The organism is Glycomyces buryatensis, assembly GCF_004912275.1.
Classification (GTDB): Bacteria; Actinomycetota; Actinomycetes; order Mycobacteriales; family Micromonosporaceae; genus Glycomyces; species Glycomyces buryatensis.
Genome location: NZ_STGY01000057.1, coordinates 74,626 through 98,587, shown reverse-complemented (window position 1 = coordinate 98,587; position 23,962 = coordinate 74,626). Strand labels below are relative to the sequence as shown.

The following is a 23,962-nucleotide window of genomic DNA, read 5'->3' as shown; positions in this document are numbered from 1 at the left end:
ATTGAGGAGGAGGGATCACGGGGTTCCGAAAGTTTCGAGGATTTCATGAAACTTCCGAATGAGAGTGGTGCCATGGTATGGGTCATATCAACATCTGTCAATCGCGGGGTGCCGGCAGGGGATCTCGGTACGCGGTTCCGTTCGTCGGTACGACCCCAGCCGAAGACGTTGCGCCTGCTGATCGAGCCGGTTCGCCGGAACCCCGATCTTCCCGTGGGCGTCAACCTCGACACGCGCAATGCCGCCCGACGTTAAAATCCGAGCATGAGTCGTGAACTAGAGGACGTGAGCACGCCTGCTCGGCTGGCCCAGGCAGGGGAAGGCATCGGCCGGGACGAACTGGCACTCGCGACCCGCAACCACGGCCTTCCGCTGGAGGCGCTGCGCTATGACGTCACCCCGCCGGGACTTCACTACGTCCTCACCCACTACGACATCCCCTACGTCCCCGAGGACACCTCCTGGGCGTTGACGATGGGCGGCCATGTCCATAGGCCGCTTCGGTGGGGAATGGACGATCTTCGGGCATTTCCGGCCGTGACCACTCGCGTCACCATGGAGTGCGCCGGCAACGGGCGGGCCAGGCTGGAGCCTCGGCCGGTGAGCCAGCCGTGGCTGGTGGAGGCCGTCGGCACCGCTGACTGGACGGGGGTGCCGCTGCGCGTTCTGCTCGCCGAGGCCGGGATCGAGGACGGCGCCGTCGACGTGGTCTTCACCGGCGCTGACCACGGCGTGGAGCGGGGCGTCGAGCAGGACTACCAGCGGGCACTCCCGCTCGGGGTGGCGGCGGGCGAAGAACCCGAAATCCTAGTCGCCTATGCCATGAACGGTGCCCCGCTGCCACCGCAGCACGGACGACCACTGCGCCTGATCGTCCCCGGTTGGTACGGCATGGCGCACGTCAAGTGGCTTCACGAGATCACCGTCACCGCCACCCCGTTCACCGGTTTCCAACAGGCAGTGGCCTATCGAATCAGACAGGAACCAGAGGAGGCCGGCGAGCCGGTCACTGCGATCGCGCCGCGCGCCCTGGTGATCCCTCCCGGCTTCCCCGACTTCATGTCCCGGGCACGAGTGGTTCGGCCTGGTCCCGTGAGCCTGGAAGGGCGCGCCTGGTCCGGTACGGCACCGGTGGAGTCGGTCGAGATCACCACGGACGACGGGCGCACCCGGCACGAGACCGACCTGGACGGCACGACCCACCGCTGGGGATGGACCCGGTGGCGATTCGAGTGGACGGCCGAGCCCGGCGAACACCACCTGAGCGCACGAGCCACCGACGCCGATGGCAATACGCAACCGCTGAGCCAACCCTGGAACCGGGGCGGCTTCGCCAATAACCTGGTCCAACGGATCCCGGTCCTCTGCTTGACCTCAGACGGCACTCCGCATCGGTAATCCCCCATCAGGGTGTCGGCGGACAGGCAAGGCCGGCCCTGGCGCGTCCACGGCCGCCGTCGCCGATCGCGGTGGCGTCATCGCGCGCGAACCACGCGCAGGACGGCGTCGCGGGTGTGGTGGGTTCCCGGCGGTCCGGGCCGGGTGCGTGGCCGCGTCTCGTTGACGAGGACGGTCCAGCCGTCGCCGAGCAGTCCCGCCACGTCGTCGGGCTGGTAGTAGTCGCCGGGGTCGATGTCGGTGTGCTTTACCAGGTCGGCCGAGGCGTGGCCGACGAACAGCAGCGTGCCGCCGGGCGCGACGGCGTCGAGCAGTCCGCGCACTGCGGCCTCGTCGCGCGGGTGCCGGAGCGGGAAATAGTGGACGGACACGAGGTCGTAGCGGCCGACCGGCGGTGTGGCGAGCACGTTGGTGCGCGTCCAGGTCACGCCGCGGTTCGGGTCCGACTCGTCCGCGCGCCGCAGCGCGGTCTCGGACACGTCGATCCCGGTGGTCCGCCAGCCGCGGCCGGCGAGCCACAGCGCATCCGCGCCCTCGCCGCAGCCCACGTCGAGCGCGCTTCCCGGCGACATCCCGGACACCTCGGCCACCAGCGTGCCGTTCGGCTCGCCACTGAAGAGCCGGTCCTGGCCGCGGTACCGCTCCTCCCACTGCCGGGCGTCCGCTTCCTCATTCGTCTCTGTCTGTTCGCCCAAGGCGACCACCTCCTTGGCCAGCCTGCCCCTCGGGTCGGCCCCACGCCAAGATTCTTGCGGAAACGGCAAATTCCGGTTGGCGTGATGCGCTCGACCTCTAAGCGAGCGGCCTCGCGATGGCGAAGGGCCGCGTCTGGCTGATGACCTCGATGGAGCCGAGGAAGTCCGCCGACTGCCGCAGGGACGGGAGGTCGATGCCGTGCTTGTCGTCCTCGTCCGGGTCGTACACGCCGGCGATGATCCGCAGTCTGCTTGCCGTATCGGGCCATTCGCCTCCACTGTCCCTGAAGGGCAATAGGACTTCGCCGGCGCCGCTGTCGGCCAGCGCTCGCTCCACGTATCCCTCACTCGGTTCCGGGATGACCAGGCCGTCGCGGATGGTCCCGTGCCCGAACGCCAGGAGCACCGAGACGTACGCGTTCCCGTATCGCTCCCGCAGCAGGTGTCCCGGGGTGGCGAACGGATTCCCCGCGTTCACTGCCACGTCCACGTTGGACATGACGCCCGTCAGCGCGAAGCCGTCGAAGTAGATGACCTTCTGCCCGGTCTCCTCATGCGCGGTGACGATCCGGTCGGCAATGCCCTGCGACAACTCCCCGAGATCGGGCTTGGCCGCGAACGAGTTCCCGTGGAAGTCCCTGGTCGCTTCGGCCAGGGCGAGGGTCGCCGCTTTCGACTCCCCGTCGGGGAGTCCCCGCACCAGGTCGAGGGCCTCGTGTGCCAGTTCGGCGAACGGGCGTCCGGGGTGGATTCCCTGGTGCGTCTGAATGTGCTCGTTGACCTCGTGCGCCGTGCGGATGACGTCGTAGTGTTCGCGGATGCGTCGGGCCGCTGCCGGATCGACCTGGTCGGCATACGCGGCGATCTGGTCGTAGTCGGGCGGTTCGATCTGCCTCGGACCGTTGCCGATGATGCGGACGGGCGACTCCACCTGCTGTTCGTTGAATCCGCGGGCCCACTGGAGCAGGTCCGCCGTCGCTTCGGTCCGGTTGGGCAGCCAGCCCGACAGCACCACGTCGTGCAGGTCGGAGCGCTTCCCGAGCACGTACTCGTCCATGCGTTCGGCGACGTTGGCGCTGTCGGGGATCACGATGATCCGGAAGCCGGCCGCTTCCACCAGGTTCTTCGTGAGGTCGATGCGGTGCCGGTCGATCTCGGCCGACTCGCGGGTGTTCTCGCCGATGGCGACGATGACGGCGTCTTTCGCTGCCGCGTATACGGGTCGCTTGTCGTTCAGGGACTGCGCGTGGTCGCGGATCCAAGCCTGTGCCGTGGTCATGAAGGCCTCCAAGTCATGTGGCGGTGTTTCCACGAGCCAAGCTACGGACGGCATGACTGGGGTGGCATCCGTCGACCGACTGGAGCCCGGTCAGAGCGTGGTCAGGTAGGCCTCCAGGGCCTGGGCGTAGGCGTCCGGGTCCTCGTTCCAGGTGGAGGTGTGCCCGGAGGCGGAGGTGACGACGGTGGCCTGGTCGGGTTCCAGGAGTTCGGCGAATTCGAGGGTTGCGGTGTGGTCGACGGTCTCGTCTGCGGTGTCGACGAACAGCAGGATCGGCATGTCGAACTCGGCGGCGAAGCCCCGCTGGTCGAGATCGTCGAGGTCGATATCGGCGCGGAGTTCGACGATTCGCTTTGCGGCCCAGGTGATCGGGGGGATGACGTCGCGGGCGTCGGCCTGCATGTCGAGCGTCGAGTTCCAGTCCATGACCGGTGAGTCGAGGATCAGGCCCTTGACCTGGTCGGTACCTGAGAGGGCGCGCGCGGCGGTGGAGGCGACCGCGCCTCCCATGGACCAGCCGTGCAGGATGACGTCCTCCGCGCCGTTGTCGAGCGCGTACCGGACGGCGTCGGCGACGTCGTCGCTCTCGTGTTCGCCGAGACTGTGCACCCCGTTCGGCGCGGCGGGGGCGCCCTCGTCATTGCGGTGGGTGACGGCGAGGACGGGGTAGCCGAGCTCGTTGTAGGTTCCGATGGCGCGGAGCGTTTCGGCAGGAGAGGCGTTGCGGCCGTGGACGGTGATGACCCAGGTGGGGTTCTCGCCCGAGAGGAGCCAGGCGGGCGCGTCTCCGAGTTCGGTCGGGACGTCGACGGTCTCGAAATCGAGGCCGATCGCGCTGGGGTCGTCGCGGTAGACCCAGGTGTCGATGCGGGCGGGGGTGCCCTCGGCGAGGTCGCCGAAGAGCACGGTGTCGAGGGATCGGGTGACGGTCTCGTCGTCGGAGGTGAGGACGTCGCCGATCACGGCCTGGCCGTCCTCCCACGCCAGTCCCCAGGTGCCGGCCTTCTCGGTGTCCTCGTCCCGGGTGAGGGTGACGGTCTCATCGTCGACGGCGGTGACGGAGAGCGGGAACTCGCTGGGCCCGTGGTCGACGTCGATGACCTCGCCGGAGAAGTACCATCCGGCGCCGCCGAGCGCACCGAGGGCCAGCAGGAGGATCGTTCCCGCGGCGATCAGGGACATGAGTTTCCATCGACGGCGGGTGTGGATGGTCGTCATGCGGGCGTTCCTCGAGGATCGAAGGGAGGGTCACTCATTTGATCCTATGGCGGCAGGTGAAGTGCCGGTGAACTGGTGGATGCCGTATCCGTGCGGCGGCGATGCCAGGCCGAGCTGGGCCGGGCAGCGCCGCCGCTGCGGTGGTCAAGATCCGGTGACGTACTCGGCGCACCAGTCGAGCAGCATCTGGCTGCCCTGCTTGGCCTGGTCGTGGCCCTCCTGGGTGGCGCAGGTCTGGGAGAGCGCGACGCGGGTGCGGCCCTCGCCGAGGTCGGTCAGTTCGAGGTGCATGACCTCGGGCTCGGAGCCGGGGACGTCCATGGTCATGTCCAGGCGCTCGTTCTCGACCACGTTGAGGTACGTGCCGGTGATCGGGAATTCCTGGCCGTCGGGGAGGGCGACGGAGGCCTGCCATTTGCCGCCCGGCTGGACGTCCTGAGCGACCGATCCGGGAACCGAGCGGCTCCAGGCCTCGTACTGCTTGTCATTGGTCCAGGCCTGCCACACCGTCGCCACGGGGGCGTCGACGTCGGCGGTGAGGTGGTAGTGGTGGGTGTTCTCGTTGGCGGTCATTGTTGCTCCTCGGTCTCGTGTTCCTGTGCTTGCATTGGTGTAGACGCGAGGCGGCGGCGCGAATCATCGCCCGCCGATATTTTTTATTTTGCCGCCTCGTCGTCGAACCGGACTCGGGCGCGCTGGACCCCGGGCAGGTTGGTGGTGGACCAGTTCAGAAGCGAGTCGATGAGGCCCTGGAGCGTGTTGCCGAGCGCCGTGATGCGGTATTCGACGGCGATGGGCCGCGTGCTCGTGACTACACGTTCGACCATCCCGTTGCGCTCGAGGCGCCGCAGGGTCGCGGTGAGCGATTTCTGCGTCACGACGGGGATCTCGCGGCGAAGCTCGTTGAAGCGCAGGGCCTGGCCGCACAGTCGGTCGAGCACCAGCAGAGACCATTTGTCGAGGACCTGGTCGAGCAGTTCGCGGTGCGGAGCGGTGAGCTGGGGGTGTTCGGGGGTGCTGTGGGTGGTTTCCGGCATGAAACCTAGTCTAGTTGAAGTTCCCTTTGTCTCCTAGGTATACATGAGATACCTAGTGAAACTCCACCGAAAGGGACCATTCATGGCAGTCCAGTTGCTGACCCCCGACGGCATGTTCCAGCCCGTTCCCTACCATCACGTCGCGATCGGCACGGGCACCCGCCAGGTGCACGTGGCCGGTCAGATCGCCCGCGACGCCGAGGCCAATCACATTGCGACCGGCGATCTCACGGGTCAGGTCGTGCAGGCCATGCGGAACACCGCCCTGGGCCTGGCCGGGGCCGGTGCGAGCTTCGCCGACGTCGTACGCCTGCGGTTCTTCGTCACCGACTGGAGCCCCGAGAAGGCGGACGACTTCATGGCGGGCCTCGAGCGGGTCGCCGACGAACTGGACCTGCCGAAGCCGCTGCCGCCTTTGTCGCTCATCGGCATCGACTACCTCTTCGAGCCGGACGTGCTCGTCGAGGTCGAGGCGTTCGCCGTCCTCGACTGAGCGCATCGGGGCCCGCGGTGAAGGCAGGTGCACTGCCTTCACCGCAAGTCCCGGCTACTTCAGCTCGCGAGGGCGAGCCGGTCGGCGAGGAGCCGGTACAGCGTCTTGGCGCCCTCGGCCGTCACCCGCACCTGCGGCGGGTCGAGGATGAGCTCCCCCGTCCTCGGGTGCTGGTGGGATTGGGCGCGCTCGGTCAGGCGCCGGGCGTTGATCGCGGACTGGTATGCCCGCCAAGCGTTGTCGCCCCGGTCGCGGTAGATCCACCCCTCCTCGGCGAGCAGGGTGAACAGGCGGATCTCGCCGATGTCGATGCTCGGGTCCCGCGCGAGCAGCTTGGCCGCGTCCGACACCGAGTAGTCGCCCTCCGCCGAGGCGAAGACCTGCCACGCGGTCGCGTCCAGCGCGAGGTCGGCGACCTCGGCCTCCGCCGCGTCGGCCCGATTGGATTCCTGGATGACGAGCTCGGCGATCGCGCGCGGCGACAATTCGCGGCGCGGCAACGGGAGCCGGGCCTTGGCCTCACGCATCCGGGCGGCGAAGTAGGTCTGCGCGGCCGCCACTTCGGGCTTTCTCGGGTCGCCGTTCATGGCCACCAGGTAGGCGGCGAAGCGGGTCAGCCGGTAGCTCTCGCGCGTCCACTCCGGAGCGTCCTCCCGGTTCGCGGAGGTCTCGGTGATCGGCACGAATGCGGCTTCGGCATTGTGGCCGGAGTTGTGGGCGGCGAGCGCCGCGCGCGCGACAATGCGCTCGAACTCCTCCCACCGCTGGTAGTCCAACAGCGGCATGAGGTCTCGGGCCGACCAGTACTCCCCGTGCTCGTCGATGCGGCTGATTCGGTCGAACGGGGAGGTGCTTCCCTCGATAGGCTGCGGGTGCATGGGCAGACTCCATCCTGTCTCGCGGCATCACCTGCCGGGCCGGGTTCGCCCGCCAGGTTCAGGGCGCCTGACCTGGCTCTCAACCCGATCAGGCACCCTAAATCTATCGCCCGGGTATGACACTTTCCGGGCCTGAATTCACTGCCCCGCAGGCAATTCAATCCGCTCTTCACCGCCGGTCCAAGGCACTCGAGGAAGGTGCGTTCAGGCCCGGTCGGCGGCCGAGAGCACGTAGACGCGGTCGCTGAGTTTGCCGATGAGGCGGTAGACATGCCACAGGCAGTCGCCGAGGGCGATGTCGTAGTTCTCGCGGCCGAATCGTTCGATGTATCGGTCGGGGTTCTGGATCAGCCGCGCGGCGTGCAGCAGGTTGCGGCCGCCCTTCCCCGAGTGCTCCTGGCCGTATTGGCCCCACTCGGTGCCGAGCACGATGCACTCGTCGATCCGCAGCCCGGCGGTCCGCATCGCGGCCTCGGCGTAGTCGGGGCGCATGTTCGCCTCCACGCAGCCCATGGTCGGCAGCAGCCGGTCGGCCTCTCGCGGCTCCATGAGTTCGGTGCAGAACATCTGGTAGACGAGCACTCGCCCGCCGGGAGCGAGCACCCGCCGGAATTCGGCGTATGCCGCGGACAATTCCTCGACGTGGACCAGGACGTCCCGGCACCAGATCAAGTCCACCGAGGCGTCGCCCGCCGGAATCGCCTCGGCCCGTCCACTCTCGAACGAGACCGCATCGCTCACGCCCGGATCCGCTTGGGCCCGTGCGGAAAGGTCCCGTCTGGCGAGTTCGATGTGGCGCGGAACCGGATCGATGCCTTTGACCCGCAAGCCGAATCGCGAAGCCAGTGCAATCGAATGCCGTCCCTCCCCGCACCCTATGTCGAGCGCGGAGCCGCCGCCCCGAATCCCGAGTCCGCTTGCCAACTCGTAGAGCATCTCGGGCCCGCGAGGCTCGAGCCCCTCGTCGAGGAAGCCCTTGAATTCCTCCTCTACCTCGGCAAACACCTCATAGCTTCGGTCGAGAAAGTCTTTGTTTGTCACACCCGCTCCCTTCGTCCGGATAAGGGTAGCGAGGGGGTGTCAATATCAGGGCATGTCTTTTCACCCCGGGACCCCTCCGCCGCAGCAGCCTTGGCAGCAAGGCCAAATGCCGCCGCCCGGTCCCCCGCTCCAGCCGCCCGGTCCCCCGCTTCAGCCACCGCCCTTTCAGACTCCGCCGCCTCCTCCCCCGAGCGAGCCGGGATTCCGGGGACTGACCATCGCGGCGGTCTCCTCGGCCGTCCTGGCCGTGCTCTCCATCGGCGCCGCCGCCGTCATCGTGGTGAACCCCTTCGGAACCGACGAGGTCGGGGCCGCCTCGGACGGCGACGCCCCGGCCGGTGACGAGAACATCGACACCGAACCCGAGGTCGAGGTGACCGACCTGACCGAGGGCCTCGACCCGTTCGAGCCCTCCGACGACTACTACGGCGTCACCTGGCACGACCTCGTCTGGGTGCCGAACACTCTCGACTCCGAATGGGACGTCTACTACCAGGAGGAGTCGCGGGCGGTCGACTGGAGTACAGGCACCGAGGCCGACGACCGGGGCTATCTCAGTTGCGGCGACACCCGCAACAACACGGACATCTACCCGGACACGCTCGAAGACCCGGAGGCCTGGTACCAGGCGGAACTCGACCGGGACGCCGAGTTCGACACCGAAGGGGACGAATACGAGCTGGTCGGCGATCCCACCTACACGCACTATGTGATCGACGGCCGCGACGCCCTGCTGGTCGAGTTCGAGAAGCACTGGACCTCATCCGAGGACTCCGAAGGCGTCGTCGAGGAAGTGGACTGGGACGCGCGCAGCGCCTACCTCTACATCGACCTGCCGACGGACGCCGCGACCGCGGACAATCCGGTGACCCCGGCCCGTTGCCAACTCCTCGCGGTCTCCCCCGAGACGGCCCGCTATGAAGCAGGCCTCGAAGTGCTCCGCGGCATCCGCCTCTGGCTCGAATAGACCTTTAAGGACATCCATTGAACTTCGAACCCCCGCCCCAGCCCCCGCGTCCGAGCCGCAGGAAACCACTCCTGATCACCGTGATCGTGGCGTCCTGGTGCATCATCGCCGCCAGCGCCACCACCGTTGTGCTGACCCGGGACGAGCCCGCCGGCGGCGTCGACGCCGCGCCGGATGACACCACCTCCGAGGAATCGGAGCAAGAAGAGCCGACCGGTCCCCTGGCCGCCGAGCTCCTAAAGCTCCAGACCGCCTTCGCCGAGGACGACCGCGACGCCTGGACTGCCATGTTCTCCGGCGACGCGGCCGATCGCGGCGCCCTCTACTTCGACAACCTGCAAGCGCTGGAGGCGACTTCGGTCAAACTCCGCACCATCGGGGAGGTCACCGAGTCCGGCACCGGCACTCGCAAGAGCTATTCGAGCCAGCTCGGCCTGAGCTTCTGCCTCAATCCCGCCGACGCCGAGAACTGCACCCACTCCGAGGTCGACTACCACGTCATGTGGAGTCGAGGCGACGACGGCATGGCCATCGACCTGTTCCAGGACGTCGACTCAGGGTTCTACCGCCCCCAGGGCTGGGAGGAGGGCGAACTCCAAGTGGCCGTGGGTGATCGCGTGACGGTCGCCGCTTCCGCCGATGCGGGAATCGACCCTGCCGACTATCTCGACGTCGCCGAATCGGCGGCCCAGAACGCCGACGAGTACGCGCTGCTGGCCCCCGTCGACTCCTATCTGGTCATGCTCGCCACCGACGACGAGTTCAACACCTGGTACGGCGGCTACGAGAACGAGGTCGCGCTCGGGAACGCCCCGGCGACCGTCGCCGACGTCGAGGCGAGTGACGTCGCCGGACCGGTCCACGTCATGGTTCCCTTCAACCGCCACGATTCGTCCACCATGGAGAACACTCTCCGCCACGAACTCGGCCACGCCGCCACGCTCCAGGGCGCGGACCTGCGTGCGGCCGAGAACGAGGAGAACTGGTGGATGTATGAGGGCATCGCCGAGTACATCGCCAACGGCGACCAGATGCCCGGTCACCGAACCGACCAGACCAAGGTGCTCGTCGCCGGCGGCGGCTGTTCCGACGGCATCGAGGCCCAGACCGCGGCCGACTCCGCCGATACCGCCTCGGGCAAGTACGGATGCGCCTACCTGGGAGTCAGGTACATGGTCGACGAATACGGCATCGAGACGTTCCTGAACTGGTTCCAGGCCGTCCACCACCAGCAGGGGGACACGGCGGCGGCCACCGAGGAGTTCCTGGGAACCGATTACGAAAGCCTGAAGGGCGAGATCGCGAGCTACATCAGCGGCGCGCTCTGACCGAACCGAGCGAGACACCCGCAAATCTGGCCAGCGCCGCAATTTGGCGCTGGCCAGTGGGCTTGGAGGCCGGGCCACCGGTCGGGGCCGTTGGCGGTCTTCATCGTGAGCGCGGGTTCGTCCGGTTACCGCCGGCGGCAAGGCAATCGGCTCGTTTTGTGACATGGAACAAGTCGGACAACGTTCCCAATCACCCGTCGCGTCACACAGGTTGCGGGTGCACACCGGTACCCCTGCACCAGAAGGAGAACGACATGTTCGGAACCAAGTCCACCGCCAAGAAGCGCATCGCGCGCATCGCGGCCCTCGGCTTCGCCGCGACCGCCGCGGTCGTGACCCTCAGCGCCTCCCCGGCACAGGCCGCGATCAACTGCGACCAGGGCCGGGTGTGCATGTTCGAGGACAACCACTACACCGGCAGCAAGTACAGCAACTGGAAGCCCACCGGCGCAGGCAAGTACCAGATCGACGGCTGGGACGGCGACAACGAGATCAGCTCGGTGGCCAACATGTCGAACTACGCCGTCTACCTGTACGCCAACGACGACTACACGGACTTCCTGATCTGCATCCCGGCGGACAGCTACGAGGGCGACTTGGTGTACTACCTCGATAACGATGCCGAGAGCGCGAAGAGCCTCAACCGGCGCACCTGCTAGCCGAAGGCAACTTCGGTACGGCGGCCCCCGCCCCGGCGGGGGCCGTTTTCGTGGTCGCCGAGTCACTCGCCGCAGAGGCGCTTGTCGCCCGACCCGCTATTGGGGGAAGATTGGGCCTCCCTCGATAGAAGGACTTTCGAATGAAGCTCCGCTTCTCCTTTCGGATGCTGCCGATCGTGGCGGTCGCCGCCTTCGTCCTCGGTCTACTGGTCGCCCTCGTCCTGGTGATGGTCGAACCCGAGGTCTACGTCAGGCATCCCGCCTTCTTCTCCCTGGCGGCCGCCATCGCGGGCGCCCTCACGCTCTACGCAGCGATCATGTTCCTCTTCCCCACCCTGATCGTCCAGGAGGACGGCCTCGCCCGCCGCGGTCGCTATGGCTTCGTCCTCGCGAAGACCCTCGAGGAAGGCGACCAGTGGGTGATCGGCGGCGACCGGCTATGCATCATGCGGCCGGACCACACCGTGACGAGGTTGTGGGTCGGCAAGTGGGTCGTGAACGGGCGCGATTGGAAGCAGCTCGAGGAGCGGTATCCGAAGATCGTCCTCCGCTGATGACGGAACCGCCCTTCGACTACGCGCTGGCGTTGCTCGCCGCGATCCGGGACGCCGGCCTCTCCTATCCCGCTTCGTGTTTCGTCACCGGCACCATCGACGGCGCCGCCGTCCCCTGCCTATCGGCCGAGCAGCAGGTCTACTTCCACCAGGGCTACGAGCCGGCCGAGCGCGATCTGGCCGACATGGCGCGGCTGCGCGAGGCCTTCGGCATCCGCACCCATTTCTGACGTTCGCGAAGGCTCAGGGCAGCACGCGATAGGTCACGTGCGTGACCAGACGTGCCGCCCGCGCTGACACCTGCTCCAGTTTCAGCTGCGGAACGCCGTCGAAGAGTCGCGTGCCGGCTCCGAGCGTCATCGGTGAAATGTGCAGCCGCAGCTCCTCGATCAGGCCGGCGGCGAGGTACTGGTTGATCGTGGTCGCCCCGCCCATGATCGCGACATCACCATCCCCCGCTGCCTCTCGCGCCTGCGTCAGTGCCGACTCGATGCCGTCGGTGACGAAGTTGAACGTGGTGCCGCCCTCCATCGGCTGCGGGTCGCGCGGATGGTGGGTGAGCACGAAGACCGGGGCGTGGTAGGGCGGATCGTCGCCCCACCAGCCGTTCCACTCCCGATCCCACTCGCCGCGTACGGGACCGAACATATTGCGTCCCATGATGAATGCCTTCGCGGCGGTCATCTGGTCGATCTCGGCCCGATTCTCCTCGGGAGTTTCGGTGAACCAGGCGTGGAGCAGGCTGGCCCAGCCGTCGCCGCCGTCATCGCCGAAGGGGCGGTCCTCGGTCTGGTTGTGTCCGGCCGAGAACCCGTCGGCCGAGATCGTGATTCCGCAGGTCACCTTGCCCATGGATGCCTCCTCATAGGTCGCTTGTCCATGTCACGTTACCGGCAGGCGATCGGCCTGGTCCCCCTCTCGGATCAGATTTCCGCGTTGGGAACCAGGGATTCGAGTTCCTCCCAGAGCGCTGCGGGGATCTCGATATCGAGGAGATCGAGGGTCTGCTGGACGCGCTCGGGGCGGGAGACGCCGATGACCGTGGAGTCGACCAGCGGGGAGTTCACCGAGAACTGGAGGGCCGCCGCGGCCAGCGGGACGCCCGCTCGTTCACAGGCCTCGGCCATGGCGAAGGCTGCGGCGCCGATCGCCTCGTCACGGTCGCCGTAGCAGTACTTCGGTTGCTGCGCAGGGCCTTTGGCGAGCATGCCGCCGCCGTACGGAGCGGCGTTCAGCACGCCGAGGCCGTCGGCGCGGGCCCGCTCGTAGAGCCCCTGGGCGTCACGGTTGAGGAGTGTGAAGCGGTTGTGGTTGAGGACCACGTCGAACTCGCCCGTGTCCAGGTACTTCCCGATGACGGCGATGTCGCCCGCCGCCACCGCCAGGTGGTCGGCCACGCCCGCGTCGCGGAGTCCCACCAGGGCCTCCAGCGCGCCGCCGGCCGCAAAGCCGTCCTGGGACATGAACTCGGGGTCGTGCAGGGCCAGGATCGGCAGGTGGTTGACCCCGAGGCGTTCCAGGCTCTCCTCGACGGAGGCCCGCACGCGGGCGCCCGAGTAGTCGCGCGTCTGCGGGTCGGGGTCCACCTTGGTCTGGAGGATGAAGCCCTCCGGCAGTCCCCCGTGCTCGCGGATCGCGGCGCCGACGCGCTTCTCGGCGAGGCCGTTCTCGCCGTAACCGTTCGAGGTGTCGAGGAAATTCACCTCGCTGTCGAAGACCGCCTCGATCATGGCGATCGCCTGCTCATCCGAGACCGCGTAGCCGTAGTGGGCCATGTTGGAGATCGGACTGGTGCCGACGCACAGGGGGCTGACTTCAATGCCCGTGGTGCCGAGGGTATTGCGCTGCATGATTATCCGTTCGTTCCGAAAAATGACGAGTCCGAGTCCAGGCGGGCCGGGTCGAGGGCGTGCTCGATGACCATGACACCCGCGCCGATCGCGCCGCTGCTCTCCCCGGTGCGGGCGGCGGCGATGCGCAGATGCCTGGTGGCCAAGGGGAGCGAGCGCTGGTAGATCACCTCGCGGACGCCCGCGATGAGGTGGTCGCCCGCCAGCGCGAGGGAGCCGCCGATGACGATGATCGACGGGTTGAAGAAGTTGACGGCCCCGGCCAGGACCTCGCCGATGTCGCGTCCGGCCTGGCGGATGAGCCGCAGGGCCGGGACGTTCCCCGAGCGCGCGAGTTCGACGACGTCGAGCGAGCCGCGCGCCGCCACGCCGCGCTCGGTGAGCTTGGCGGCGATGGCGGCGCCGGAGGCGACCGCTTCGAGGCAGCCGGTGTTGCCGCAGCGGCAGTGGGTGTCCCCGGCGCCGGCGACCTGGATGTGCCCCATGTCTCCCGCCGCGCCCTGGGCTCCTCTGTAGACCTGTCCGGAGGCGATGATGCCGCAGCCGATGCCGGTGGCGGCCTTGATGAAGAGCAGGTGCTCGTATTCGGGCCAGGCGGTGAAGTGCTCGCCGAGGGCCATGATATTCACGTCGTTGTCGACCAGGACGGGAACCGGGAGTCCTTCGCTCACGTAGGCGGGCACGTCGAAGCCGTCCCAGCCGGGCATGATCGGCGGGTTCACGGCGCGGCCGGTCGAGTGCTCGACGGGGCCGGGCAGTCCGATGCCGATGCCGAGGAGGTCGCCGAGGGGCCGGTCGACCTCGTCCAGGAGTTTGCGGCCGTGCTCGACGGTCCAGTCGAGCACGGCTTTTGGGCCCAAGGCGATATCCAGGTCGGCATTGACGGCGGCGAGGACGTTCCCGGCGAGGTCGGTGACGGCGAGGCGGGCGTGGGTGGCGCCGAGGTCGGCGCCGAGGACGATGCGCGCGGCGGGGTTGAACGCGAAGGTCGCCGGGGGCCTGCCGCCGGTCGAGGCGGTCTCCCCGCTGGGCGCGATGAGTCCGGCGGCCAGGAGGGCGTCGACGCGTCCGGTGACGGTGGAACGGGCCAGGCCGGTGATCGCGGACAGTTCGGATCTGGTGCGCGGTAGGCCGTCTCGCAGCAGCTGGAGCAGCGTCCCGGCGCCGGTCGCGGCCCCGGCTACCGGCTTGCGTTGCACTGGCGAACCATCCGTCACTCCTACAGTGAAGCACACCCTTTTTATTGCGTCGGCGACATAACTGTTTCATAAAGGAGACAACTTTTGCTTGTGCTCCGTTATAAGTCTGCCCTACCGTCGACGTATGGCTTACGTCACGGACACTCGACCCCAGACCTACCGGGCCGCGATCATCGGCACTGGGTTCATGGGGCGGGTGCACTCCCACGCGATCGCGGTCGCGGGGGGCTCGGTCGCGGGGATCTGCGGCTCGTCCCCCGAACGGGCCCGCGAAGCCGCCGCTTCCCTTCGGGCCGAAGCGGTCTACGAGGACATGGCTGCCCTCATCGACGCGGCCGACGTCGTCCACGTCTGCGTCCCCAACCACCTCCACGCGCCGATCGCCTTGGCCGCCATAGCGGCCGGGAAGCACGTGGTCTGCGAGAAGCCCCTGTCCACCGATGTGGACTCCGCCCGCGCCATGACGGAGGCCGCCGCCGAGGCCGGCGTGGTCGCCGCCGTCCCCTTCGTCTACCGCTTCCACCCGATGGCCCGCGAGGCCCGCGCCCGCGTCGCCGCCGGGAAGCTCGGCCGCCTCACCCTCGCGCACGGGTCCTATCTCCAGGACTGGCTGCTGCACCCGGGAGATGACAACTGGCGGGTCGACGCCGACAAGGGCGGCGCGCTCCGGGCGTTCGGCGATATCGGCTCGCACTGGTGCGACCTGCTCGAGTTCGTGACCGGTGACCGGATCACGGCCGTCTCGGCGCAGCTGTCCACCGCCAATCGCCGCCGCGCCGGACGCCCGGTATCCACTGAGGACATCGTGACGCTCCAGTTCGCCACGGACGGCGGCATGATCGGCTCCACCGTTATCAGTCAGGTCTCGGCCGGACGCAAGAACCGCCTCCTGCTTGAGATCTCGGGAACCGAGGCGTCGGTGGCGTTCGATCAGGAGCGGCCCGAGACGCTGTGGGTCGGCGGCCGGGCGGCCAATGCGGAGCTGATGCGCGACCCCGAGTCGCTCAGTCCCGCAGCCGCCCGCCTCGCGGGCGTCCCGGCCGGGCACGCGCAGGGCTACCAGGACTGCTTCAACGGCTTCGTCGCCGACACCCGCGCCGCCATCACCGGCCAGGCGCCTGATGGCCTGCCGGTCTTCGCCGACGGACTGCGGGCCGCCCGCCTGGCCGAAGCCGTCGCCGCCTCGGCCCGCACCCGCGACTGGGTGGAGGTGCCGAAATGACCCGATCCCCGCTGCTCGCCATGCGCGGCATCGGCAAAGCGTTCCTCGGCGCCCCCGTGCTCTCCGAAGTGGACCTCACCATTGAACGGGGGGAGGTCCACGCCCTGGTCGGGGAGAACGGCGCAGGCAAGTCCACCTTGATGAAGATCCTCGCCGGCGTCCACAGCGCCGACGCCGGCACCGTCGAGCTGGACGGCCGCGCCGTCTCCTTCGGCCACCCGCTCCAGGCCCAGCACGCCGGGGTCGCCTCGGTCTTCCAGGAGTTCAACCTCCTGCCCGAGCTCACCGTCTCCGAGAACGTCCACCTCGGACGCGAACCGAGGCGGCGCGGCCTCATCGACCGCCGCGCCATGACGGAGCGGACCGCCGAGGTCCTGTCCGACCTCGGGGTCGAGCACCTGTCCCCGTCCGCGAAGGCCGGCTCGCTCTCGGTGGCGCACCAGCAGATCACCGAGATCGCCAAGGCCCTGTCCCAGGGCGCGGATCTCCTCTGCATGGACGAGCCGACCGCCTCCCTCGCCGACGCCGAGGTGGAGCTGCTTTACCGGCTCATCGGTCGCCTGCGCGAACGCGGCGTCTCGGTTCTCTATGTCTCCCACCGGATCCGCGAGATCTTCGACCTGTGCGACCGCATCACCGTCCTCAAGGACGGCCGCCTCGTCAAGTGCGTCGACACGACCGACATCACTCCCGACGAGCTGGTGACGGCCATGGTCGGGCGGCGCATCGAGGCCGCCTTCCCCGATCGCTTGCCCGGCACGGAGACCGGCGAGGTCCGGCTGCGGGTCCGGGGCGGCGGGAACGCCTGGATCGACGGGATCGATCTCGACGTGCGCGCCGGGGAGATCGTCGGCCTCGCCGGGCTCCAGGGCTCGGGCCGCACCGAGATCGCCGAGGCGGTCTTCGGGATCGCGCCCTTCACCCGCGGCACCATCGAGCTGGACGGCGGCCCGGTCCGGATCACCGGTCCCCGCAAGGCCATCGGCGCCGGAATCGCCCTCGTCACCGAGGACCGCAAGGCCCAGGGACTGGCGCTGCGCCAGTCGGTGCGGGCCAATGCCCGCATGGTGCTCGACGCCAATGCCCGCGTCCACTCCGGGCGCCGCCTCGACCGGATCCCCGGCCTGCTCTCCAGCCTCGACCTCGTCTCGCGCGGCGATGACCAGGAGGTCCGGTTCCTCTCGGGCGGGAACCAGCAGAAGGTCGTCGTCGCCAAGTGGCTCGCCGCCGAGCCGGGCGTGATCGTATTGGACGAGCCCACTCGCGGCATCGACGTGGGCGCCAAGCACAAGCTCTACTCGGTCATCCGCTCCCTCGCCGCCGAGGGACTCGCGGTCCTCCTCATCGCCTCCGAACTCATCGAGGTCATCGGCCTGGCGGATCGGATCGTGGTGCTCCACGACGGAAGCATTGCGGGCGAACTCCCCGGCGGCGCAACCGAACAGGACGTCATGGCCTACGCCACCGGGCGACGCTCGGCAGAAGCGGGGCCGGCATGACCCGCCGCCTCTCCCCCGCCGCCCTCAGCTCAACGACCCTCAGCTCAACCGTCCTCATCTACCTGGCCCTCGCCGGGGTCCTCGTCATCGGCGGCGCGGCCGTCGCCACCGGCGGCGGCAACCTCTTCGCCACCGCGAACCTGGTCGACATGTTCACCCGCACCAGCCTCACCGGGTTCCTCGCCATCGGCATGACCCTGGTCATCCTGTGCCGGTCCCTGGACCTGTCGGTCGGCTACGTCGCGGCCCTCTCCAGCCTCGTCGCCGCGACCACCATGGACGGAGACGTCGGCCGCATCCCGCTCGCCATCGGCGCGGTCCTCCTGGTGTCGGGGCTTATCGGTGGGGCCAATGGCGTGTTCGTCACCGTCCTGGGCGTCAACCCCTTCATCGCCACCCTCGGCACCGGGCTGATCCTCAAGGGCTACCTCGATACCGAGTACAAGGGCCCGGCCGGGGACGTGCCCGCCGTGTTCCAGCAGTTCGGCTACACCAGGATCGCGTTCATTCCGATCTCCACAGTGGTCATGCTCGCGGTCGCGGCGGCCGCGATCTGGTTCCTGCGCTCGACCCGCACGGGCCACCACATGTACGCCGTGGGAGGCGATCTCGACGTGGCCCGCATGTCCGGCATCCGTACGGGGCGGGTGCTCATCGCCGCGCATGTCCTGTGCGCCATGTGCGCCGGGGTCGCCGGGCTCCTCCTGGCGGCCCGCTTCGGGACCGGCTCGGCCGAGGCCTACACCAACCTGTACGAACTCGACGCGATCGCCGCCGTCGTCCTGGGGGGCACGCTCCTGCTCGGCGGCAAGGGCGGCGTGGCCGGAACCGTTGCGGGCGTGGCGATCCTGGCCGTCCTCGACACCGTCTTCAACGTCATGCAGATCGACCCGTTCGCCAAGGACGTGCTGCGCGGCGCGGTCATCATCGCCGCCGTCGCGATCTACGCCCGCCGCCAGCTCGACCGGACCGCCCGCAGGCCCCGGTTCGCGCTCGAAGGGAGGGCGTCATGACCCGGCTCCGCGCGCTGGCAGGCCGCCTCACGAATCCGACGGGGACCGTGTTCATCCTGCTCGCACTCATCCTCGCGGGCATCTTCGTCAAGAACGCCGACTTCTTCGCGGGCCCGTCGCTCATGGCGTTCCTCAAGCAGGCCGCACCCCTGGTGATCCTCGCGGCCGGCCAGTACTTCGTCATCGTCTCGGGCAACTTCGACCTCTCCGTCGGCGCGCTCGTCGGCGCCCAGGTCGTCATCGCCGCCCGCCTCATCGACGGCGAGGAGTCCCGCACGCTGCCGGTGCTCGCGGTGATGCTCTTCTTCGGCCTGGCCGTGGGCCTGGTCAACGGCCTCATCACCACCGCGCTGAAGGTCCAGTCGTTCATCACCACCCTCGGAATGCTGCTGGTGCTGTACGGCGCCATCCGGTTGTGGACCGGCGGCGCGCCGACCGGAAGCCTGTCCGAGGCCTTCCGCACGCCCGGGCGCCTCGGCATCGAGGGCGTCCCGATCCTCGGCCAGCTCCCGTGGGCGCTGCTCATCATGCTCGCGCTCGGCGCGGGCGCGATCGTGCTCATGCGGACCCGCTTCGGCCGCATCCTCATGGCCTCCGGCGACAATGACCGGGCCGCCGCACTCTCGGGCGCCCGCGTCGACACCGTCCGCACCGCCGCGTTCGTCCTATCGGGACTCTCCGCGACCGTCGCCGGGGTCCTCATCGGCGGCTTCGCCGGGGTCAGCGCCCAGGTCGGCGAGGGACTGGAGTTCACCGTCATCACCGCGGTCGTCCTCGGCGGCGTCGTCCTCGGGGGCGGACGGGGAACGGTCATCGCCGCCATGGCCGGCGCGCTCGCCATCGAGGCCCTGTTCACGCTCTTCAACCAGCTGGCGCTCCCCGCGACGCTCCGGCCGACCGTCCAGGGCGCCATCATCATCGCCGCCGTCGCCTACGCCGCCAGGCAGCGGACCCGGCCCGCTGCCACACCCGCCACCGTCACTCCCTCATGAAAAGAAGGTCCCGCACCATGCAGACAACGCGCCTCGCCGCCGCGTCGGTCGCCGCCCTCGGGCTGCTGCTGGCGACCGGCTGCACGACCGACACACCCGCAGACACCCCGGACGAGGAGACCAGCGCCGAATCCGGCGACGAGTGGTTCGTCCAGGCCGAATACGACGAGCAGCTGGCCCAACGCGATATCGAACCCGAAGGCGACCCGGAAACCCCATGGCTCCAGGCCATCGAACCCGAATGGATCGACACGACCGAGTACGCCCGCGAGGGCGGCGACGCGACCGTGTGCTTCTCCAACGCCTCGATCTCCAACCCGTGGCGCGTCACCGGCTGGATCACCATGCAGGAGCAAGTGGCCGTGCTCAAGGAGGCCGGCGACATCGGCGAGTTCCGGCACTCGGACGCCGGGGACGACGACGATCAGCAGATCTCCGACATCCAGGCGTTCATCGATTCCGGTGACTGCGACGCGCTCCTCATCTCCCCGTCGACCACGGCGACGCTGACGCCCGCCGTCGAGGCCGCCTGCGACTCGGGCGTACCGGTGATCGTCTTCGACCGCGGCGTCAACACCGACTGCGCCGTCACGTTCATCCACCCGATTGGCGGCTACGCCTACGGCGCCGACGCCGCGGAGTTCCTCGTGGACAACCTCGAGCCCGGCTCGAAGGTGCTGGCGCTGCGCATCCTGCCCGGCGTCGACGTCCTCGAACATCGCTGGGCCGCGGCGCAGGAGATCTTCGGCGATTCCGAACTGGAGGTCCTCGGCGACGAGTTCACCGGGGGCGACGCCGCCGAGATCAAGGACATCGTCACCCAGTACCTGCAACGCGGCGAGGTCGACGGCATCTGGATGGACGCCGGAGACGGCGCCGTCGCCGCCATCGAGGCGTTCGAGGACGCCGGCAAGCCCTACCCGGTCATGGCCGGGGAGGACGAGCTCTCGTTCATGCGCAAGTGGGAGGAGACCGGCATGACCGCCATCGCCCCCGTCTACTCCAACTTCCAGTGGCGCACACCGGTTCTCGCGGCCACGATGATCCTCGCCGGCGAGCAGGTCCCCTCCGAGTGGGTCCTCCCGCAGGACCCGATCACCGAGGCCGAACTCGCCGACTACCTGGAACGCAATGTCGACATGCCCTCGCTGCACTACGCCAAGTTCGGCGGCGAGGACCTGCCCGGATTCCCCGAGTCCTGGACGGACCGTTGAGCCGACGGATCGGAGTCAACACCTGGGTCTGGGCCTCGCCGCTCGACGACGAGGCCCTGGCCCGGCTCGCGGTCCGCGTGCGCGACTGGGGGTTCGACGCGATCGAACTGCCAGTCGAGTCGCCCGGCGACTGGGATCCCGGACGCGCCGCCGACCTGCTGAAGGAGCTCGGCCTGGACGCCACGGTCGTGCTCGTCATGGGGCCGGGCCGCGAACTGGTCGACGCCCCAAGGGAAGTCGTTGGGTCGACTCAGGACTATCTGCGTCGCGTGGTGGACGCGGCCGCCGCGGTGGGCTCGGCGGTCATCGCCGGTCCCGCCTACGCCTCGGTCGGCCGCACCTGGCGGATCGAGGACCGGCCCGCGGCCTACCGCGAGCTGCGGCAGAACCTCGCGCCGGTGACCGAGTACGCCGCCCAGCGCGGCGTCACCGTCGCGGTCGAACCGCTCAACCGGTACGAGACGAGCCTGATCAACACCGTGGATCAGGGTCTGGACGCATTGGACGGTCTGGCCGGATGCGCGCTGGCCCTTGACGTCTACCACATGAACATCGAGGAGACCGACCTTCCGGCCGCGATCGCGCGGGCCGCCGGGCGCATCGGCCACGTCCAGGTCAGCGCCAACGACCGGGGCGCGCCGGGCCGCGACCACCTGGACTGGTCCGCGATCCTGCGTGCACTGGACCAGGCTGGATACTCGGGACCCCTTGTGATCGAGTCGTTCACAGCGCACAATGCAACCATCGCGACCGCCGCCTCGATCTGGCGGCCGCTTGCGCCGACCCAGGACGCGATCGCCGTAGACGGCCTGCACTACTTGAGGAGTCTCCACGATGACTAGACCCGTCACGCTGTTCACCGGCCAATGGGCCGACCTGCCCTTCGAGGAGGTGTGCCGCCTCGCCTCCGGCTGGGGCTACGACGGGCTCGAAGTCGCCTGCTGGGGCGACCACCTCGACGTGGGTCGCGCCGCGACCGACGACGACTATGTGGCCGATCGCAAGGCGATCCTCGAATCGCATGGCCTGGGGCTGTGGACGATCTCGAACCACCTGGTGGGCCAGGCGGTCTGCGACGACCCGATCGACCAGCGCCACCAGGCCATCGTGCCTTCGCACGTGTGGGGCGACGGCGATCCCGAGGGGGTGCGGCGGCGCGCCGCCGAGGAGATGAAGACGACCGCGCGGGCCGCCGCGAGGCTCGGCGTCGGCACCGTTGTGGGCTTCACCGGCTCGGCGGTGTGGAAGTACGTGGCGATGTTCCCGCCGGTGTCGGAGGCGGTGATCGAGGCCGGGTACGACGACTTCGCCGCCAGATGGAACCCGATCCTGGACGTGTTCGACGAGGTCGGGGTCCGCTTCGCGCACGAGGTGCACCCGTCCGAGATCGCGTATGACTACTGGTCGACGCACCGCGCGTTGGAGGCTGTGGACCACCGGACCGCGTTCGGGCTCAACTGGGACCCGAGCCATTTCGTGTGGCAGGACCTTGATCCGGCCGCGTTCCTGTGGGACTTCAGGGACCGGATCTACCACGTGGACTGTAAGGACACGCGGAAGCGGTTCGATGGTAGGAACGGGCGGTTGTCTTCGCATCTGCCGTGGGGCGACCCGCGGCGCGGGTGGGACTTCGTGTCGACCGGGCATGGTGATGTGCCGTGGGAGGACTGCTTCCGGGTGCTGAATTCGATCGGTTATACCGGCCCGATCTCGGTCGAGTGGGAGGACGCCGGCATGGATAGGTTGAGGGGTGCGGCCGAGGCAGTGGAGTTCGTGCGGGGCTTGAACTTCGAGAAGCCGAAGGCAGCGTTCGACGCGGCGTTCAGTTCCGAATAGGACGATGGCTGGGGCGCGATCGGCGATCGCCGGCGCAGCTTCTAACGAGACGACGGGAGGGGAGCGCCGCGTCGCGGCGCTCCCCTCCCGTTTTCCGCGCTCTACGCGGAAAAGTCAAACTCGCCGTCTTTGGCCCCGGCGAGGAAGGCGTCCCATTCCGCTCGGGTGTAGACGATTACGGCGGCATCGGGGTGCTGGGAGTGGCGCACCGCGACCCGACCAGAGCCATCAGCCAGAGGCCCCGCCTCAACACACTGCCCGCTGTTATCGGGGCTGCGGGTGCTGACCTTCCAGCGAATCCCGGCCAGCTCCTCGCCAGAAAGCTCCTGCTCAGTGCTCATGCTGCTCCCTGCTCGGTGAAGTCGAACTCGCCGTTTTTTGCCCCGGCGAGGAAGGCAACCCACTCGGCGCGGGTGTAGACAATGAGCGAGCCGTCCGGGTGGTGCGAGTGGCGCACTACGACCCGACCTGTGCCATCAGCTAGAGGCCCCGCCTCAACGCACTGCCCGCCGTTGCTCCCGCTGCGGCTGCTGATGCGCCAGTGAACACCGGCGAGCTCCGCACTGGAAAGCCGTTGTTCAGTCGTCATTTGTTGTCCTCCAGCCGATCAGCGATGAGCTGACTTGATTCCGATGGGCCGAGCGCCCCCTTCGCCAAATCCTTCCACACCTCGCTGTAGCGTTCGACAGTCGGTTGCTCGACGAACAGTGGACCTGCGAGGGTGTCGACATATGCGACCTGCGGATATGGGTCAGGCATCTCGAAGAGGTTGAAGCTTCCCTGGTGCCCGGAGTGCGGTGCGGACTCGACCGGCATTACACGGACCTCGATGTGCGGGTGCTGCACCACTTCATGCAGAAAGCGAAGCTGTTCGCGCCAGACTTCGCGACCACCGACCTTCCGGTCGATTACGTACTCCTCCAGGATCACCGTGAATGCAGTAGGTTCGTCGCCTCCGAGAATCCTTTGGCGATCCATACGCACATTGATCCATCGTGCGATCTGATCCTCGGTCGCCGTGCGCTCCTCGACATTCCGGATCAGCGCCTCGGCGGTCGCCCGAGTCTGGAGCAGTCCGTCAATGACCATGTTCTGGTAGGCATAGATGTGGTTCGCTCGGCTCTCGAGCCAGGGCAGGTTGATGAAGTCCTTGCCGAGGTCTTCCCTGTGCTGATCCCACCAGTCCTTCTGCCACGAGTCCTTGCGGATCTTCTCGAGGTCCTCGCGAAGCTTCTCGTCCGACACGCCGAAGAGATCGAGCATCACCGTGAGATCGCCGCGCCGCACCGGCAGCTCGCCGTTCTCGTAGCGGCTGATCGTTCCTTGATCGCGCTGGAGATACTCGCCGACCTCCTTCAGCGACATCTTCCGGGATTTCCGCAGGTCACGGATCTTGTCGCCAAGCCATTGAGATCGAAGACTCGGGCCAGGGCCGGAGATGTTTGCCATGGTTCCTCCAGGGTGTAGTCAGCTTGCCGACAGAAAAAATTCCATCAATCGGCTGGCGCAAGCTTGCGCGGTCCGACTCCATGTGCCACGATATCAAACAAGCACGACAAGGCCAACTCAGGATTCCGGTGACGGAGTTCG

The 23,962-nt window shown here is 68.2% G+C and carries 26 protein-coding genes and 1 pseudogene; 14 read left to right on the top strand and 13 right to left on the bottom strand.

The genetic code is table 11. The features are described 5' to 3' along the window. Window positions 1-264 precede the first annotated feature (264 nt). Window positions 265-1,398, top strand: coding sequence for a sulfite oxidase (locus FAB82_RS16100; protein WP_136535560.1), 1,134 nt, complete (start codon window positions 265-267; stop codon window positions 1,396-1,398). A 77-nt stretch (window positions 1,399-1,475) separates the two neighbouring features. Here FAB82_RS16100 and FAB82_RS16095 read toward each other — a convergent pair whose 3' ends face one another. The 5 genes from FAB82_RS16095 to FAB82_RS16075 all read right to left on the bottom strand — a co-directional run bounded on the left by FAB82_RS16095 (window position 1,476) and on the right by FAB82_RS16075 (window position 5,627). Further along, on the bottom strand, window positions 1,476-2,093 hold the full coding sequence (locus tag FAB82_RS16095) for a class I SAM-dependent methyltransferase (RefSeq protein WP_136535559.1): 618 nt from the start codon (window positions 2,091-2,093) through the stop codon (window positions 1,476-1,478). 97 nt (window positions 2,094-2,190) lie between these two features. Beyond that, entirely contained in the window at window positions 2,191-3,372 is a 1,182-nt protein-coding gene (locus FAB82_RS16090) for an erythromycin esterase family protein (protein WP_168801630.1), read from the bottom strand. A 90-nt stretch (window positions 3,373-3,462) separates the two neighbouring features. Beyond that, on the bottom strand, window positions 3,463-4,590 hold the full coding sequence (locus FAB82_RS16085) for an alpha/beta hydrolase (RefSeq protein WP_136535557.1): 1,128 nt from the start codon (window positions 4,588-4,590) through the stop codon (window positions 3,463-3,465). Window positions 4,591-4,734: 144 nt separating this feature from the next. Next, window positions 4,735-5,163, bottom strand: a complete 429-nt coding sequence (locus FAB82_RS16080) for an SRPBCC family protein (RefSeq protein WP_136535556.1) — start codon at window positions 5,161-5,163, stop codon at window positions 4,735-4,737. Window positions 5,164-5,246: 83 nt separating this feature from the next. Continuing rightward, window positions 5,247-5,627 carry a winged helix-turn-helix transcriptional regulator gene (locus FAB82_RS16075; RefSeq protein WP_136535555.1) on the bottom strand — a complete coding sequence of 127 codons (381 nt, stop codon included), beginning with the start codon at window positions 5,625-5,627 and terminating at the stop codon, window positions 5,247-5,249. 82 nt (window positions 5,628-5,709) lie between these two features. Between FAB82_RS16075 and FAB82_RS16070 the strand changes: the two genes are divergently transcribed. After that, window positions 5,710-6,120, top strand: a complete 411-nt coding sequence (locus FAB82_RS16070; RefSeq protein ID WP_136535554.1) for a Rid family hydrolase — start codon at window positions 5,710-5,712, stop codon at window positions 6,118-6,120. 59 nt (window positions 6,121-6,179) lie between these two features. Here FAB82_RS16070 and FAB82_RS16065 read toward each other — a convergent pair whose 3' ends face one another. Continuing rightward, complete coding sequence (locus FAB82_RS16065; RefSeq protein WP_136535553.1) at window positions 6,180-6,998, bottom strand: phage antirepressor KilAC domain-containing protein; 819 nt, start codon at window positions 6,996-6,998, stop codon at window positions 6,180-6,182. A 204-nt stretch (window positions 6,999-7,202) separates the two neighbouring features. After that, window positions 7,203-8,039, bottom strand: coding sequence for a class I SAM-dependent methyltransferase (locus FAB82_RS16060; protein WP_136535552.1), 837 nt, complete (start codon window positions 8,037-8,039; stop codon window positions 7,203-7,205). 52 nt (window positions 8,040-8,091) lie between these two features. On the opposite strand from FAB82_RS16060, the gene FAB82_RS16055 reads away from it, so the two are divergent. The 5 genes and pseudogenes from FAB82_RS16055 to FAB82_RS16040 all read left to right on the top strand — a co-directional run. Beyond that, on the top strand, window positions 8,092-9,006 hold the full coding sequence (locus FAB82_RS16055) for a hypothetical protein (RefSeq protein ID WP_136535551.1): 915 nt from the start codon (window positions 8,092-8,094) through the stop codon (window positions 9,004-9,006). A gap of 17 nt (window positions 9,007-9,023) precedes the next feature. Beyond that, the gene (locus FAB82_RS27170; protein WP_168801629.1) at window positions 9,024-10,334 is read left to right on the top strand and encodes a hypothetical protein; all 1,311 of its coding nucleotides are present in this window, start codon (window positions 9,024-9,026) and stop codon (window positions 10,332-10,334) included. 254 nt (window positions 10,335-10,588) lie between these two features. Then, on the top strand, window positions 10,589-10,993 hold the full coding sequence (locus FAB82_RS27165) for a peptidase inhibitor family I36 protein (RefSeq protein ID WP_168801628.1): 405 nt from the start codon (window positions 10,589-10,591) through the stop codon (window positions 10,991-10,993). A 140-nt stretch (window positions 10,994-11,133) separates the two neighbouring features. Beyond that, window positions 11,134-11,547, top strand: coding sequence for a hypothetical protein (locus FAB82_RS16045; RefSeq protein WP_136535549.1), 414 nt, complete (start codon window positions 11,134-11,136; stop codon window positions 11,545-11,547). Between the two features lie 62 nt (window positions 11,548-11,609). Continuing rightward, a pseudogene (locus tag FAB82_RS16040) lies at window positions 11,610-11,777 on the top strand (nucleotidyltransferase domain-containing protein); the annotation flags it as partial. Window positions 11,778-11,790: 13 nt separating this feature from the next. Here FAB82_RS16040 and FAB82_RS16035 read toward each other — a convergent pair. The 3 genes from FAB82_RS16035 to FAB82_RS16025 form a co-directional block, all read right to left on the bottom strand. After that, the gene (locus FAB82_RS16035; RefSeq protein WP_136535548.1) at window positions 11,791-12,399 is read right to left on the bottom strand and encodes a dihydrofolate reductase family protein; all 609 of its coding nucleotides are present in this window, start codon (window positions 12,397-12,399) and stop codon (window positions 11,791-11,793) included. Between the two features lie 71 nt (window positions 12,400-12,470). After that, window positions 12,471-13,397 carry an aldo/keto reductase gene (locus FAB82_RS16030; protein ID WP_136535547.1) on the bottom strand — a complete coding sequence of 309 codons (927 nt, stop codon included), beginning with the start codon at window positions 13,395-13,397 and terminating at the stop codon, window positions 12,471-12,473. 2 nt (window positions 13,398-13,399) lie between these two features. After that, on the bottom strand, window positions 13,400-14,596 hold the full coding sequence (locus tag FAB82_RS16025) for an ROK family transcriptional regulator (RefSeq protein WP_246039671.1): 1,197 nt from the start codon (window positions 14,594-14,596) through the stop codon (window positions 13,400-13,402). Between the two features lie 124 nt (window positions 14,597-14,720). Here FAB82_RS16025 and FAB82_RS16020 point away from each other — a divergent pair, with 124 nt between their 5' ends. The 7 genes from FAB82_RS16020 to FAB82_RS15990 are packed head-to-tail and all read left to right on the top strand — an operon-like array spanning window position 14,721 to window position 22,372. Next, window positions 14,721-15,818 carry a Gfo/Idh/MocA family protein gene (locus FAB82_RS16020; protein ID WP_136535545.1) on the top strand — a complete coding sequence of 366 codons (1,098 nt, stop codon included), beginning with the start codon at window positions 14,721-14,723 and terminating at the stop codon, window positions 15,816-15,818. Then, entirely contained in the window at window positions 15,815-17,317 is a 1,503-nt protein-coding gene (locus FAB82_RS16015) for a sugar ABC transporter ATP-binding protein (protein WP_136535544.1), read from the top strand. The genes FAB82_RS16020 and FAB82_RS16015 overlap by 4 nt, the downstream gene beginning before the upstream one ends. Continuing rightward, window positions 17,314-18,330 carry an ABC transporter permease gene (locus FAB82_RS16010; protein ID WP_136535543.1) on the top strand — a complete coding sequence of 339 codons (1,017 nt, stop codon included), beginning with the start codon at window positions 17,314-17,316 and terminating at the stop codon, window positions 18,328-18,330. The genes FAB82_RS16015 and FAB82_RS16010 overlap by 4 nt, the downstream gene beginning before the upstream one ends. After that, window positions 18,327-19,322: an ABC transporter permease gene (locus FAB82_RS16005; protein WP_136535542.1), complete on the top strand. Its 996-nt coding sequence runs from the start codon at window positions 18,327-18,329 to the stop codon at window positions 19,320-19,322. The genes FAB82_RS16010 and FAB82_RS16005 overlap by 4 nt, the downstream gene beginning before the upstream one ends. Before the next feature lie 17 nt (window positions 19,323-19,339). After that, window positions 19,340-20,536: a substrate-binding domain-containing protein gene (locus FAB82_RS16000; RefSeq protein WP_136535541.1), complete on the top strand. Its 1,197-nt coding sequence runs from the start codon at window positions 19,340-19,342 to the stop codon at window positions 20,534-20,536. Next, window positions 20,533-21,378 (top strand): sugar phosphate isomerase/epimerase family protein, encoded by an 846-nt coding sequence (locus FAB82_RS15995; protein WP_136535540.1) that lies wholly within the window; start codon window positions 20,533-20,535, stop codon window positions 21,376-21,378. Before FAB82_RS16000 ends, FAB82_RS15995 begins: the two co-directional genes overlap by 4 nt. Continuing rightward, window positions 21,371-22,372 (top strand): sugar phosphate isomerase/epimerase family protein, encoded by a 1,002-nt coding sequence (locus tag FAB82_RS15990; protein ID WP_136535539.1) that lies wholly within the window; start codon window positions 21,371-21,373, stop codon window positions 22,370-22,372. Before FAB82_RS15995 ends, FAB82_RS15990 begins: the two co-directional genes overlap by 8 nt. A gap of 101 nt (window positions 22,373-22,473) precedes the next feature. On the opposite strand, the gene FAB82_RS15985 is transcribed toward FAB82_RS15990, so the two are convergent. From FAB82_RS15985 to FAB82_RS15975, 3 genes are read right to left on the bottom strand one after another with little or no spacing between them, the layout of a single operon-like run. After that, window positions 22,474-22,713, bottom strand: coding sequence for a DUF397 domain-containing protein (locus FAB82_RS15985; RefSeq protein ID WP_136535538.1), 240 nt, complete (start codon window positions 22,711-22,713; stop codon window positions 22,474-22,476). Then, a complete protein-coding gene (locus tag FAB82_RS15980) occupies window positions 22,710-22,961 on the bottom strand; it encodes a DUF397 domain-containing protein (RefSeq protein ID WP_136535537.1) in 252 nt (83 codons plus the stop codon). The genes FAB82_RS15985 and FAB82_RS15980 overlap by 4 nt, the downstream gene beginning before the upstream one ends. After that, window positions 22,958-23,821: a helix-turn-helix domain-containing protein gene (locus tag FAB82_RS15975; protein WP_136535536.1), complete on the bottom strand. Its 864-nt coding sequence runs from the start codon at window positions 23,819-23,821 to the stop codon at window positions 22,958-22,960. The genes FAB82_RS15980 and FAB82_RS15975 overlap by 4 nt, the downstream gene beginning before the upstream one ends. Between the last annotated feature and the right edge of the window lie 141 nt (window positions 23,822-23,962).